The following is a 14,676-nucleotide window of genomic DNA, read 5'->3' on the forward strand; positions in this document are numbered from 1 at the left end:
GCTTATCATCAGTGGTTAGGTTTAATATTGATAAGAGGTCCTTTAGCTTTCTTATCAGAATAAACTTCAAGTGATCAATCATATCCATCTTGGACTTTCATAGAGAAAGCCTGCAGTTGTAGTTTAGGCGCGGTCCAGCTCTTGACTATAAGCAATGATTTGGTCAACCGTATCGCTTAAGAACTGGATAGTGTCACGAAGTGGTTTTTCAGTCGAAATATCAGCCCCAATGATCATAGCCGTATCAAGTGGTGTTTGACTACCACCTGATTTTAGAAAGTCCAGCCATTCTTGGGCGCCATTGTCATTTCGCTTAAGATTGAGGAAGCCAGCTGTTGAAAGAACTAGCCCAGCAGAGTAGGTATAACTATAGAGTCCCATGTAATAATGGGATTGGCGCATCCAAGTCAAGGCGGCATCGTCGTCGATGTCAACAGCATCGCCCCAGAAATCGGTTAAGACTTCTTTCATGAAAGTGTTCAACGTTTCTGCACCGAAGGTACCACCTGCTTCAATCAAGTCATAAACTTTACGTTGAAAGGCGGCTTCAAGCAAGTGCGTGATGAAGTTATGGAAGTAAGTGTCTGTTAAGCGATGGGCTAAGGCAAAACGTTTTTGACGTGGATTGTCAAATTGGTTTTCTAAATAGTCGCTCAACAGCAACTCGTTGAAGGTAGATGGGGCTTCAACGTAATAAGTTGACATATGAGTATTAAAGTAAGACTGGTGGTTATCAGAGAAAATGAACTGGCCTGAATGACCAATTTCATGAATTAAAGTATAAACGTCTGACATTCGGCCTGTCCAACTCATAAGGACATAAGGGTGAATTTTATAAGGGTCAGCGGCATAGCCACCAGAATCTTTGTTTTCATTGGCAGCAAAATCAACCCAGCGTTCGGTTTGGTAGCGCTCGACCTCTTTGATATATTCCTGCCCGAGTGGTGCGACGGATTTCATAACCAAGTCGTAAGCTTGATCAATGGAAACTTCTGGATTGAGGTCGGCATCAATGTCCAATTTCCAGTCAGCAAAGGTCATTTTGTCTAAACCATTAACGTCAGCAACATGTTTGAGGTATTTTTGAGCTACCGGTCCAAATTCAGACATGATGAGGTCTATTTGACGATCAAATAGGGTACGGTCAACTTCTTGGTCAGCCAAAAGGTAGTCATAGACAGAATCGTAACCACGCATGTCGGCGATTAATTTTTCGGATTTAACCTTGGATAGGTAAGCAGCGGCAGCAGCGTTTTGATGTTGTCTCAAACCTTTTGAAAAAGAACGAAATGCTTTGTCACGAACTTCAGCATTTTCGTGATTTTGGTAGAAATTTTCATAGGTGACAAAGGAATTTTGATAAGTTTTTCCATCAACCTCGAAGTCTTCCATGGCAAAATCACCAGCACGCATCTTGGTGTAAATGTCATATGGAGCATCAAGCACTTCTCTTAGGTTTGATAAAGCTTTTTCAACTTGAGGATCAAGAAGATGCTCTTTTCGGATTTTGGCTTGACGAATAGCTGCGCTGAAGTGTGGGTTGCCTTCTAATTCCTCTAAAATAGCTGAATCAGCTGTTGCTAGTGCAGTATCAAAGAAACTGAGAGCCACGTTGGCTTTGGTAGCAAAATCATCGCCTGCTTTGGCGATTTCTGCAAATTCTTCACTTGAAAAGTCGGTTGTTTGAGGCATGAAGGCATATGTTTCAATATGACTCATTTGGATATAGATTTGCTCTAATTCCATGAGTGCCTGCGTGAAATCATCAACTGAATCCAGCTTGTTTTGATAATTACGGACGAAGACATCAATATCCTCTAAAGCTTTTTCAATGGCTAATAGAAAATCTTGGCGGTCTTTGTAGAGAGCAGTTAAATCCCAAAGTTCATTTTCAGGAAATTCTGAACGTTTTTTTAATTCCATGGCTAAACTCCTTTTTTTATCTAGTATACCAATCTAGGAGAAACTTATCAAAAATAGACTAATTGTTTTTAAAGATTTTAAAGGGTAAAACAAAAGTATCCAGTGCAGTTCGTTACAAAAAGTGATATGATAATGGGTAGAAACCAAAAGAAATGGAGTAGTTTTGTGGACATCACCAAATTAGAAAGCAGTAGTAATCAAGCCCTTATTCAAGAAGAGGTTGAGATACTAACCCAGCTTTTAGAGGAGATAACTCAGGGGCTTGTTGGAGAAGGTGTTTACTCTAAAATAAAGGAGTTAACAAACTTATCAACATCCGATGATTATCAAGGGTTGCAGGATCTTATATCGACGATTGATAATGAGGAAATGGTCTTGATTTCACGCTATTTTACCATCTTACCTCTGCTGATCAATATTGCTGAAGACGTTGATTTGGCTTATGAGGTCAATTATCAAAATAATGTCGATAAAGACTACCTAGGCAAGCTTTCAACAGTTATGGGCATGATTGCAGAGAACGAACAAGGAGCTGACTTCATCAACCACTTAAACGTTGTGCCAGTTCTAACAGCTCATCCGACGCAAGTACAGCGCAAAACAATGCTGGAGTTGACCAACCACATCCATGATCTCCTTAGAAAACATCGTGATGTCAAGCGAGGCCTTATCAATAAGGATAAATGGTATTCAGACATGCGCCGATATATCCAGATGATGATGCAAACGGATATTATTCGTGAGAAAAAGCTAAAGGTCAAAAATGAAATCACCAATGTCATGGCCTATTATCCCACTTCCTTGATTAAGGCTATTACAAAACTAACTCAAGAATATAAGTCACTAGCAGCTAAACACGGTATTCCTCTTGAAAATCCTAAGCCCATCACAATGGGGATGTGGATCGGTGGTGACCGTGACGGAAATCCTTATGTAACTGCTGAGACACTTCGACTATCAGCAACCCTCCAAAGTGAAGTCATCTTGACCTATTACATTGAAAAAATCTCAGAACTCTACCGTCAATTTTCACTTTCAAATACCCTAACAGCTGTTTCAGAAGGGGTCTTAGACTTGGCTGATAAATCTTTGGATAGTTCAGAGTTTCGTGAAAATGAACCCTATCGCAAGGCATTTAGTTATATTCAAGCAAAACTAGTCAACACCTTAATTGATTTTAGAGGGCCTGATGCTGAGTTTACAAAGGATTTTAGCAAATTAAGTCAGCATGCTCGTCAACCACACACAATGGATTATCACCTAGCCCATGCAAGCCACCGCGGGCTTGTTCACGATTTCTATACAAGTGTTGAGGACTTCAAAGCCGATTTAGGGATTATTCGAGATTCTTTAGAAAACAACGGCATGAGGAATTTAATCAAGGGAGATTTCACAGAACTCTGCCAAGCTGTTGATGTGTTTGGTTTCTTTTTAGCGACGATTGATATGCGTCAAGATTCTAGTGTGCAGGAAGCCTGTGTAGCGGAGCTACTGAGAACGGCAAACATTGAGGATAACTATAGTGCTTTATCTGAAGAGGAAAAATGTCAACTATTGTTGAAAGAATTAGTAGAAGATCCTCGTCAGTTATCAGCTACAAACACTCCAAAGTCAGAGCTCTTAGAAAAAGAGTTAGCTATTTATCAGGTGGCGCGTGGGTTGAAAGACCGTCTTGGGGAAGATGTTATTAAACAACATATTATTTCTCATACGGAAACAGTTTCAGACATGCTAGAGTTGGCTATCATGCTTAAAGAAGTTGGTCTTTTGGATAAGGACCATTCTCGGGTTCAGATTGTGCCACTTTTTGAAACGATCGAAGACTTAGAAAATGCTAAGGGCATTATGGCAGATTATTTAAACCTTGATATTGTGAAATCTTGGCTAAAAGATCATCAGGGATACCAAGAAGTGATGCTTGGCTATTCAGATTCCAACAAAGATGGTGGCTACCTGGCTTCTGGTTGGACACTTTACAAGGCTCAAAATGAGTTGACAAAACTTGGTGAAGAGTTTGGCGTTAAGATGACCTTCTTCCATGGTCGGGGTGGGACTGTCGGTAGAGGTGGAGGTCCATCATATGATGCTATCACTTCACAGCCATTTGGTTCGATTAAAGACCGTATCCGTCTTACCGAGCAGGGCGAGGTTATTGGCACTAAATACGGAAATAAAGATTCAGCCTACTATAACTTGGAGATGCTGATTTCAGCAACGCTCGATCGCATGGTAACGCGTATGATCACAGATCCCAATAAAATAGACACCTACCGTTCGATTATGGAGGAGATTGTCTCTGACAGTAATCTTATCTACCGCGATCTTGTCTTTGGCAACCCTCATTTTTATGATTATTTTTTCGAAGCAAGTCCAATCAAAGAAGTTTCTAGTCTTAATATCGGATCGCGTCCTGCAGCACGTAAAACAATTACTGAAATTTCTGGACTTCGCGCTATTCCTTGGGTATTCTCATGGTCTCAAAACCGTGTCATGTTTCCAGGTTGGTATGGTGTAGGATCAAGTTTTCAACGTTTTATTGATAAGGAACCAGGGAATCTGGCGATCTTACAAGAGATGTATCAAGCATGGCCCTTCTTTAGATCCCTCTTAGCTAATGTAGATATGGTCCTCTCAAAATCAAATATGAACATTGCCTTTCAATATGCTCAGATGGCTGATAACCAAGAAGTCAGGGATGTTTTCTTGACCATTTTAGATGAGTGGCAATTAACCAAGAATGTGATACTAGCTATCGAGAAACATGAGGAATTATTGGAAGAACTTCCGAATCTAAAAAATAGTTTGGATTATCGCTTGCCATACTTCAATGTCCTAAACTACGTGCAAATTGAGTTAATTAAACGTCTTAGAGCTGGACAGCTTGACCCAAGCCAAGAAAAATTGATCCATATTACCATCAATGGCATTGCCACTGGCTTACGTAATTCAGGTTAATAATTAAGAAAACTGGAGGCAGATTCCAGTTTTTTGATGATTTTAGATTTTGGCGACGTTCAGGTCAGCTTCTGATTGGGCTTTTCTAGGAAAGATGTTATAATGGCTAATGTTATAAATGGAAAGATTATAAAATATGCATATCGAAAAAAAACACCTTCTTAATTATTCGATACTCTTGCCTTATTTGGTTTTATCAGTGTTAGGCTTGATTATCGTCTATTCCACAACTAGTGCAACCTTGGTTGATTACGGCTTAAACCCATTCAAATCGATGATTAATCAAGGAAGTTTCTGGTTTATCAGTCTTTTAGCCATCTTATTTATCTATCGTCTGAGGCTCAACTTTTTGAAAAATTCAAAGGTTCTCACTGGAGCACTAGCTATTGAAGTGATACTCTTGGTGGTGGCACGCTTTTTTACACAAGAGGTAAATGGAGCACACGGCTGGATTGTTATTGGACCAGTCAGTTTTCAGCCTGCAGAGTACCTGAAAGTTCTTGTGATTTGGTATCTGGCATTTACCTTTAGTCGACGTCAAAAATCAATAGCTATCTATGATTACCAAGCCTTAACCCGAAGGCGTTGGTGGCCAAAAAATGGAAATGATCTCACGGACTGGCGTCTGATTTGCTTATTGCTGATCGGGTTAGTAGCTGCTCAACCTGACCTTGGGAATGCGGCTATCATTGTACTGACCGTTTTAATCATGATTACAGTCAGCGGTATTGGCTATAGATGGTTTTCAGCTATTTTCTTAACGATAACCATAGCATCAACACTTTTCCTAGGCCTTATCGGACTTGTGGGTGTCGAAACAATGGCTAAGGTTCCCGTATTTGGTTACGTCGCTAAGCGTTTCAGTGCCTTTTACAATCCGTTTAAAGATTTAACAGATTCGGGACATCAGTTGGCCCATTCTTATTATGCTATGAGCAATGGCGGTTGGTTTGGTCTAGGATTGGGCAATTCCATTGAAAAAAGAGGCTATCTTCCTGAAGCAACAACAGACTTCGTTTTCTCAATTGTCATGGAAGAGTTAGGGATGATTGGCGCCTGTTTGATTTTGGCTCTTGTCTTTTTCTTAATTCTCAGGATTATTCTGGTTGGTCTTAAAGCTAAGAATGCCTTCAATTCAATGATGGCTATTGGTGTTGGTGGCATGATGCTTATGCAAATCTTTGTCAATATCGGTGGTATTTCGGGGTTGATTCCATCAACTGGAGTTACGTTTCCTTTTCTTTCCCAAGGTGGGAACAGCCTTTTGGTGTTATCTGTGGCAATTGCTGTTGTTTTAAATATTGACGCCAACGAAAAACGTGCTGAAATTATAGAAGAAGCAGAAAGAGAAGCTGCTAAAGTAGAAGTAGAAGACCTGTAAAACCAGATTTTTCTGGTTTTTTTGTTACCTTTTGGCGTTTTAGATCGTTATATTAGTGAAAGGTGGTGATGGCTAAGCGTGAAATTGGATGACTACGAAGAAAGTCTAGTTGAAATAGCGAAAGAGATTTCGTTTTACTTACAAAAAGGAGGTGCTTCAAAAGCAGACGCTGACGATATTTCACAGGATCTATTTGTCAAATTATTAGAAAGTGACATTGACCTACCTTTTTCGAAATTACGGGCTTGGATGTATCGGACTGCCATTCGAAAATACATTGACAGCTATAGACGTCACGTAACCTATCAAGCTATCTTGCAAAAAGAATTTTTCACGCAAGCTACGCTAACCCCTTTCGATCAAGAGGATACAAGTGATTTAGAGGATATCTTAAAGCAATTACCGGAAACCTATTTTTTGGTTATCGACCTCTTTTATTTTCAAGACTTTTCCATTAAAGAAATAAGTCGCTTACTAGGTATTAGACAAGCAACAGTAAAAATGCGTTTGTCCAGAGCTAGAAAACAATTAAAAAAACTGATAGAAAAAGAAGGGAAGACTTATGAATTCACCAAATCATTTTGAAAAAATAGCTAAAAAATCAAAACGTAAACATACTATTAAAACAGTCATTTATTCCTCAATACTCGCTATCCTAGCGTTAGGATTAGGGGTTAAAGGTTTGACAGAATTAACCAGTAAGAATGGGCGGCGTATTTTAGAAGGTTATGAATTCTTAAACAATATAGCCTACCCAAATATGTTTTATAAAAATTATTATTTTAATGCTTCGGGTTTATTTTCTGGAGAGTTTCAATCTAATCGTGTCAAAAATATTGATGGGATTGAAGTTCCTTTTGAACCAATGAAGGTCAAGTACTCTCTAACGCAAGGATCAAGTCATGACAGTACGTCATGGGGGTTATGGGATTCTAAAAAAACAGGTGTATATAGTCAAGGGCAACACCTCAAAATACCAGTTTTTTACAATATCAATCATTCTTACACCGGTGAAGTAGATCCAGTGGTGACGAAGGATTTGAATCTTATCCCAAAAATGACTAATCAAGCCGTTGAAGTGGCTGTAACCTTTGACAAACCCTACACTTACTCAGAAATTCAAAAAATGGTTCCCAAAAATGTGTTAGTCAACTGGTACTGGATTGGTAGCAAAAGCCAGTTTGACACCACACAGTTTGCTACGGACCACACTTTAGGGGTTATGGGAGATGATGAAGGCAAGCTAACTCCTAGTGCTTTCAAGCAGTTCCGACAGCATTTGAAGAAAGGAAGTCAATCATCATGGTTAGATAGTAGTTATAATAGCACCGGAAATAAGGGGGTGCTGATAAAAGATGAAGCTAAGGCTTATGTAAAAAGAAATAAGACCCTCAAAGAAGCAACTTTTTCAGGAATTCTAATTAGCGGACGCTCTGAAAATTTGGCTAAGCTGAAAGATAGAGAATGGGTTTTTGCGTCTAATATTGGTCAATCTGTCCAAATACAGCCTTACCATCGACTAACAAAATAGCTGGAAATACCGAAAAACGTATAAAACACTTGCAATTCTACAACTTTCTGATAGAATAAAAGAGTAAAGTTAGACTGTATTGCCTACTGTCTATCTATAAAATATATTTTATTGGAGGCTTTTCCTAAAATGGCAAAAGAAAAATACGATCGTAGTAAAGCTCACGTCAACATTGGTACTATTGGACACGTTGACCACGGTAAAACTACATTGACTGCAGCTATCACAACTGTTTTGGCACGTCGTTTACCAAGTTCAGTTAACACACCAAAAGATTACGCTTCAATTGATGCTGCTCCAGAAGAACGTGAACGCGGAATCACAATCAACACTGCACACGTTGAGTATGAAACAGAAAACCGTCACTATGCGCACATCGATGCTCCAGGACACGCGGACTACGTTAAAAACATGATCACTGGTGCGGCTCAAATGGACGGAGCTATCCTTGTTGTAGCTTCAACTGATGGACCAATGCCACAAACTCGTGAGCACATCCTTCTTTCACGTCAAGTTGGTGTTAAACACTTGATCGTCTTCATGAACAAAGTAGACCTTGTTGATGACGAAGAATTGCTTGAGTTGGTTGAAATGGAAATTCGTGATCTTCTTTCAGAATACGAATTCCCAGGTGATGACCTTCCAGTTATCCAAGGTTCAGCTCTTAAAGCTCTTGAAGGTGATACAGCTCAAGAAGATGTTATCATGGAATTGATGGCAACTGTTGATGAGTACATTCCAGAACCAGAACGTGACACTGACAAACCATTGCTTCTTCCAGTTGAGGATGTATTCTCAATCACTGGACGTGGTACTGTTGCTTCAGGACGTATCGACCGTGGTACTGTTAAAGTTAACGACGAAGTTGAAATCGTTGGTATCAAAGATGAGATCACTAAAGCAGTTGTTACTGGTGTTGAAATGTTCCGTAAACAACTTGACGAAGGTCTTGCTGGAGATAACGTTGGTGTTCTTCTTCGTGGTGTGCAACGTGATGAAATCGAACGTGGTCAAGTTCTTGCTAAACCAGGTTCAATCAATCCACACACTAAATTTAAAGGTGAAGTTTACGTTCTTTCTAAAGAAGAAGGTGGACGTCACACTCCATTCTTTGACAACTACCGTCCGCAGTTCTACTTCCGTACAACTGACGTAACTGGTTCAATTAAATTGCCAGAAGGTACTGAAATGGTAATGCCTGGTGATAACGTAACTATTGAAGTTGAGTTGATCCACCCAATCGCCGTTGAACAAGGTACTACTTTCTCTATCCGTGAAGGTGGACGTACTGTTGGTTCAGGTATTGTTTCAGAAATCGAAGCTTAATTTTTACAATTAAGTTTTCCCAAAATAACAATTAGAGTCAGACAACTTCTAATTGAGCACTTCCTGAAGGAAGTGCTTTTTTGTGGTACGACGATTATGGCATTCATCTGAGGGAAAGCCCTTCGTGGGTACTCGCTACTGGTAAATCCAATAACAACTCTCAAGCTGATGACCGTTAAGTAATGACTTAAAGCAGTCTAGGGATGGTTTGTTTTAAGTCTGGTGCTAGAAACTGGAACCGTAAGAGAAAGTCATAGAGGAATCGTGCCTCTACGAACAGGAAGGCGAGATCAAGGCGGTGTATATAGCGGATGAGGAGCCTCAAAAACGCTAAAGTTCGAACAAGTAGTTATCAATTATATGTGTAATTCACTAGAGTAATTAAAGTCGGACTAAAGTCTGTGTAAAAAAAATAATTCTTCCTAGAGTTTCTGAACTCTTCGTCAGAATACCTATTATCCCTTAGATTTTTTAACAGTCTAATATTTTGAGTAAACGAGAAGAATGGCCTGACTTATCTCGTGCGATTTCATGAGCGTAGAAGAGGTATTAACAAAGATCATGAGAAATCATCAGACTGCCATAGTAGTGATGACGCTTCTGTAATGGAAGTAGAGCGATGAGCCAAACAAGGAAATGAGCATCACTCAAATTGGCGGTGCCTATTTTAATTTTTAGTCTGAAAAGGCGATAGACTGAAAGCGCAAAAGGTGGCTATCGTTCATATTCATAAATTGAGAACAGTACCCATAAGAGCGACTCTGTGGAATGAGAGATGTGTCTATGAACTCTTGTTAACAGAGTTAGTTGACCGCTGTCTGCCGAACAGCACGCACGGTGGTCTGAGAGAGGTCAGAGATTCCCCCCTACTTGATTGTATTGGTAATATGTTCCTGTGACTGATAGTGATAGGCATTTTGGATTATAGGTGACTGATTTATCATTGAGTGTGGGAGTGAATCAGGTTGGTTGTCTCTTTTTCGGTTTAAAGTGATCAGTATCTTGATCCTAACGTTTTTGATATTTCGAAATGCAAAACTTGTTCGTTAAATTCTTGATGAGTTTGTTGGTGGCTTTAAGTTTGCGGTTAGCATAAGGCTATTCACATTCCAGCGCATTAGAGATTTAAGAACGAAATTTAAACCTATTTGATAATGATTTAGATGGTTACTGTTACTAGACAAACGTTAAGTATTTTTTATCGTGCTAAAAGAAATCAATAAGTTGTTACACGTCTCTTCTAAAAGTATAGAATAAATAGTACCAATGATGCTGGTTATCCTTAGATTTGGTTTTACTTGAAATGGAAAGGATTTCTGAAAGTATGTGAAAATAATAGCGATATTTACCCAATTCCTTTAAATCTAGAGAAGTTTATGGTAAAATGTTAACGTACTATAAAAATAGAAGAGGTATGTGAAATGTCACGTAAACCAATTATTGCCGGAAACTGGAAAATGAATAAAAATCCTCAAGAAGCAAAAGCTTTCGTTGAGGCTATTGCAGGTAAATTACCAACAACTGATAAAGTAGAGGCAGCTATCGCAGCTCCAGCTGTTGACTTGGTAGCTTTGCTTGATGCTAATGTTGAAGGGCTTAAAGTTGCCGCTCAAAATACTTATTCAGAAGATGCTGGTGCTTTCACTGGTGAAACTTCTCCAAAAGTATTATCAGAAATGGGTGTAGACTATGTTGTTATTGGTCACTCAGAACGTCGCGATTATTTCCACGAAACTGATGAAGATATCAACAAGAAAGCACATGCTATCTTTAAAAATGACATGACTCCAATTATCTGTTGTGGTGAGTCTCTTGAAACTTATGAAGCTGGTAAAGCTGAAGAGTTTGTAGGGGCACAGGTTTCAGCAGCACTTAAAGATTTGTCAGCAGAGCAAGTATCATCACTTGTTATTGCTTATGAACCAATCTGGGCTATCGGTACTGGTAAGTCAGCTACTCAAGATGATGCTCAAAAAATGTGTAAAGCAGTCCGTGATGTTGTTGCAGCAGATTTTGGCCAAGAAGTGGCAGACAAAGTTCGTGTACAATATGGTGGTTCAGTTAAGCCTGAAAACGTTGCTTCCTATATGTCTTGCGAAGACGTTGATGGAGCACTTGTTGGTGGTGCTTCTCTTGATCCAGAAAGCTTCCTTGCATTGCTTGAATTTTAATCTAAGATATACCTTTCAAACGTTTCCGAAAGAGTGTTGAATGATGCTTTTGAAGAGAATGGTAAGCTATATTTGACATCTAAAGCTAATAAAGTAGCTCTATAATTTCTGTAGTGGGTAACTTCACCGCAGTGGTTATGGAGCTTTTTGAGTACAGAAAAAGGTCTCATATGACAGACTGATCAGGAAAAGTGACTAAACTCACATTAGGGAGGTCCATACGGAACGTATTAAGCATACTACCGATTTAATTGGGATAAAAGACCTAAATATCATTATTGGAAATGTTATCAAACATCAGTCCTACGGAAATCAGGGTTACACTAGATTACCCTGCACCCTTATGTCCCATTACAATTGGACTATGATCAAATATGATTTCAAAAACCATCAACCATTCCCCTTCCAGATACCTAAAGGATGCCAATCCTGGCTATCTCATAAACCATTTGATTAACGAACGGTTAGATAAATGTTGAGATCGCGTGACATTATTGTGAAACTGTTGGCTTTCTCAGACGACCTTTGCTATTACGATGATCTTTATCAGGTATTGTTATTATGTCATTCAAGAGAAGAATCATCTATACTTTTTCAACACATAGTAGATCAGGCGACACAAATTGATCCTACCTTTCGGATTGTTTTCAGAACATTCACAAAATACAAGGATTATATGACTAATACGATTAAATGGCTCTATTTTGGCGCTAAACTTGAAGTCACCACCAAACCCATCAAAGACACCAAATGCTAGACTTTTGGGCTGTGAAACTTTGACAACGTTAAAGTTAAAATGCTTATTACTTTGAACATTAAAAAGGAGAGATCCAATTTGGGTCTCTCCAGGTTATGAGGCTATGACTTTTCATGCATTTAGAAAAGTGACTAATGTGAACGACTATTTAACTGATTCTAATTTTTTGATGAACTTTCCAAATACACCAATGGGTTTTGTGAATGTTCCAGAATAGATATTAAGTTGTCCGCCAAATTGTCTTTTGTAGTTGAAATTTCCTTGTCCCTTATTAGCCGAGTTAGTTTCTATTGTACCGCCGAAACTAAAATAGGGAATATTTTTGACCTTGGCTTGTCGGATCATCTCTAAATTTATTAGTGTGGCTCCCCCAAAGTTAAGAAACTTTTCATAATTGCCACCAACATAACTCAGCATTTGTTGGCCATAGTCAATAAAGAGATACGATGATAGAGGTAAGTGCTCCTTGTTTAGATTCATTTCCTTTAGTTGTTGTTTCCGCTTGACATAGCTGTTAAGTTGATCTGTTGCATCGGTGAGTAATCCCTTAGTTTTTTTAGTCACTTTACCCGAGTTAAGTTCATCAATTTTCGCTTGGAAATGATTGATATTCTTTTCAAGATAGCTTTGATAGGCTGGGACATCTAGGTAAGCTAGCATGAACTTAGCTCGTTCGCCAAGGTACTTCTTTAATAATTGAAAGAATTGAAAATCTTGAACTGAAAAATTCTTTCGTTTACCAGTCTTGGATAAGATGTTATAAAATTCATCAAGCCTTGATTGGCCCAATTCAACGACTTTGACCTCTAAAGCTTTGAATTTCTTGATATCTCTTTTTAGAGAAGGTGGAAATGCTTGGACGATATCATCTATGTTAGAAAAATGAGTAAGGTCCTTTACAAAAGCTTGTCCCATTCCATTAGACATGTCTTCAATATTGATTTCTCTGGTAAAACCAAGCCCCTGGAGTGTCGATATGGTATCCATTTGGATTTGATTAGATATTATTGCTAATGCCTCATTTTTGATTTGATTGATGATAAAAGGGTGAATCATTAAATGAATAGCTTTATTTTTTTTGACATGTTGTTCTAAGCAACTAATAGCTGCTTGAACTTGTTCTTGATTTTGATAGTTTAATAGAGGTCCTTGGACAACAAAAGCTTCAGTAAAAACTTTATATTTTCTTCGGTAGTTTAGGATGGCTTGTCCGACAATGTCATTGTTTTCAATGAAAAGTAGACGTTCTACTTTTACAAAGTTATGACGTTCCTCTTGGAGTTGAGATATTTCAGAAGATTGTAGGAAGTTAGCATTGTCATAGTTTTCTTGAGTCAGTCGATACTCATCGTTAGAAACAATCTTAATTTTCATTATTACTCCTTATCAATAGTTGAATTACAGGCGTCCCATTATTTTTTTGAATTGTTTAATTAAGAAATATTTTCTTGGTTTTGGATAATAGTTGAAACTACCTGGTCTTCTTTCGATATAGCCATTGAAATTTTGTTTGAAGCGGAGAATGCCATCTGAACCATCGAATGAGCCAGCGATTCCGAGGAAGTTGTAGAATGGAATACCTCGTTTGATACTTTCTTTCATGGCATATTCTTGAAGAAGAGCAGGAGCGTAGAATTTATTGAATTCAGGGTATGAGCCACTCAAGAAGTAGGTTGTTTCTTGTGGAGTAAAGATGAATAGGCTAGCAGCTAGAAATTGATCTTCATCGCCATATTGGTCAATTAACTGTTGTGCCTCTTTTTCACGAGTTATAAAAGTTTGCTCTAGTTTAAGAATCTGCTGTAATTCCTTTTTCTTTTTGGCAGAATTTGGATTTTCAGATAAATCATTTTCGATAGATTGCAGCTGTTCTAATACTCGTTGATGCTCTGAGTTGACCTGATTGAGATAATCTTTAAAGTTTAAAGTTGCAGCAATGAATTCAGCTCGTTCTCCAAAGGCATCATATAATTTTTGATAATAGTCAAGAGGTTTATCGTTATACTTTCGACGCTCGGATGTCGCAGCTGTAATTTCTTTAAAAATAGTTAATTCTTCTCGATCTAACTTATGTAGTTTAATTCCAAAAGTATTGGCTTTCTTGACGAGTCCTTTTCCTTTTTTACTAAAGCTGTTGATGAGTTTTGAGGTTTCAATATTTTTCAAAGATTTAACATAGTGCCAATCACTGGTTTCGAAACCAGTGGTTAATCCTTGAAATTGATAACCAGCTTCTTTAAAAATAGCGATTAGTTCTTGATTTTGAGGTGAAATGGCATCGCCATTATCATCAAATTGCTGATAACTTTCATAGGGTTTTACAGCAAGCTCGATGGTATTATTAGCTTTTGCAAATTCTTTTAAGCCTTCAAGGAAAGGGAGGAGATATTTGCTGTTATCAAAAACTGGTCCGTAATGGATTTCTGAATAAAGTCCACCAGCTACAGGCGTGCTGTATACAATTGCTGCAACTTGCACATGATCATTATCATCGACATAACCAATCGGAGATACCTGATAGCCTCTTTTTTCTAGAAGCGCCCCCATCTCAGAAGACTGTTCAAAATTTCGGTGTTTTGCGTGATTGACAAAGTGATCAAAGACGTCCCAAGATAGTACTTTAACAGGCATT

General features: G+C 38.5%; 9 protein-coding genes. 6 read left to right on the plus strand and 3 right to left on the minus strand.

The features are described 5' to 3' along the window. Nucleotides 1-123: 123 nt before the first annotated feature. The gene (gene pepF / locus A2G56_RS00115; protein ID WP_062707325.1) at nt 124-1,923 is read right to left on the minus strand and encodes an oligoendopeptidase F; all 1,800 of its coding nucleotides are present in this window, start codon (nt 1,921-1,923) and stop codon (nt 124-126) included. A gap of 132 nt (nt 1,924-2,055) precedes the next feature. Between pepF and ppc the strand changes: the two genes are divergently transcribed. The 6 genes from ppc to tpiA all read left to right on the plus strand — a co-directional run bounded on the left by ppc (nt 2,056) and on the right by tpiA (nt 11,287). Next, nucleotides 2,056-4,878, plus strand: a complete 2,823-nt coding sequence (gene ppc / locus A2G56_RS00120) for a phosphoenolpyruvate carboxylase (protein ID WP_447449691.1) — start codon at nt 2,056-2,058, stop codon at nt 4,876-4,878. A gap of 136 nt (nt 4,879-5,014) precedes the next feature. Continuing rightward, nucleotides 5,015-6,259, plus strand: coding sequence for a cell division peptidoglycan polymerase FtsW (gene ftsW / locus A2G56_RS00125; RefSeq protein ID WP_062707336.1), 1,245 nt, complete (start codon nt 5,015-5,017; stop codon nt 6,257-6,259). Nucleotides 6,260-6,337: 78 nt separating this feature from the next. Continuing rightward, entirely contained in the window at nt 6,338-6,844 is a 507-nt protein-coding gene (locus A2G56_RS00130) for an RNA polymerase sigma factor (protein ID WP_062707340.1), read from the plus strand. Further along, on the plus strand, nt 6,822-7,790 hold the full coding sequence (locus A2G56_RS00135) for an anti sigma factor C-terminal domain-containing protein (protein WP_062707343.1): 969 nt from the start codon (nt 6,822-6,824) through the stop codon (nt 7,788-7,790). The genes A2G56_RS00130 and A2G56_RS00135 overlap by 23 nt, the downstream gene beginning before the upstream one ends. Nucleotides 7,791-7,919: 129 nt before the next feature. Next, nucleotides 7,920-9,116, plus strand: coding sequence for an elongation factor Tu (tuf, locus tag A2G56_RS00140; protein ID WP_062707346.1), 1,197 nt, complete (start codon nt 7,920-7,922; stop codon nt 9,114-9,116). A gap of 1,421 nt (nt 9,117-10,537) precedes the next feature. Continuing rightward, nucleotides 10,538-11,287: a triose-phosphate isomerase gene (gene tpiA, locus A2G56_RS00145; RefSeq protein WP_062707349.1), complete on the plus strand. Its 750-nt coding sequence runs from the start codon at nt 10,538-10,540 to the stop codon at nt 11,285-11,287. Nucleotides 11,288-12,188: 901 nt separating this feature from the next. Here tpiA and A2G56_RS00150 read toward each other — a convergent pair. Both A2G56_RS00150 and A2G56_RS00155 read right to left on the minus strand, forming a co-directional pair. Next, a complete protein-coding gene (locus tag A2G56_RS00150; protein WP_062707352.1) occupies nt 12,189-13,418 on the minus strand; it encodes a peptidoglycan bridge formation glycyltransferase FemA/FemB family protein in 1,230 nt (409 codons plus the stop codon). Between the two features lie 24 nt (nt 13,419-13,442). Further along, nucleotides 13,443-14,675 carry an aminoacyltransferase gene (locus A2G56_RS00155; RefSeq protein ID WP_062707355.1) on the minus strand — a complete coding sequence of 411 codons (1,233 nt, stop codon included), beginning with the start codon at nt 14,673-14,675 and terminating at the stop codon, nt 13,443-13,445. Nucleotide 14,676 lies beyond the last annotated feature (1 nt).

The organism is Streptococcus halotolerans (genome assembly GCF_001598035.1).
GTDB classification, from domain to species: domain Bacteria; phylum Bacillota; class Bacilli; order Lactobacillales; family Streptococcaceae; genus Streptococcus; species Streptococcus halotolerans.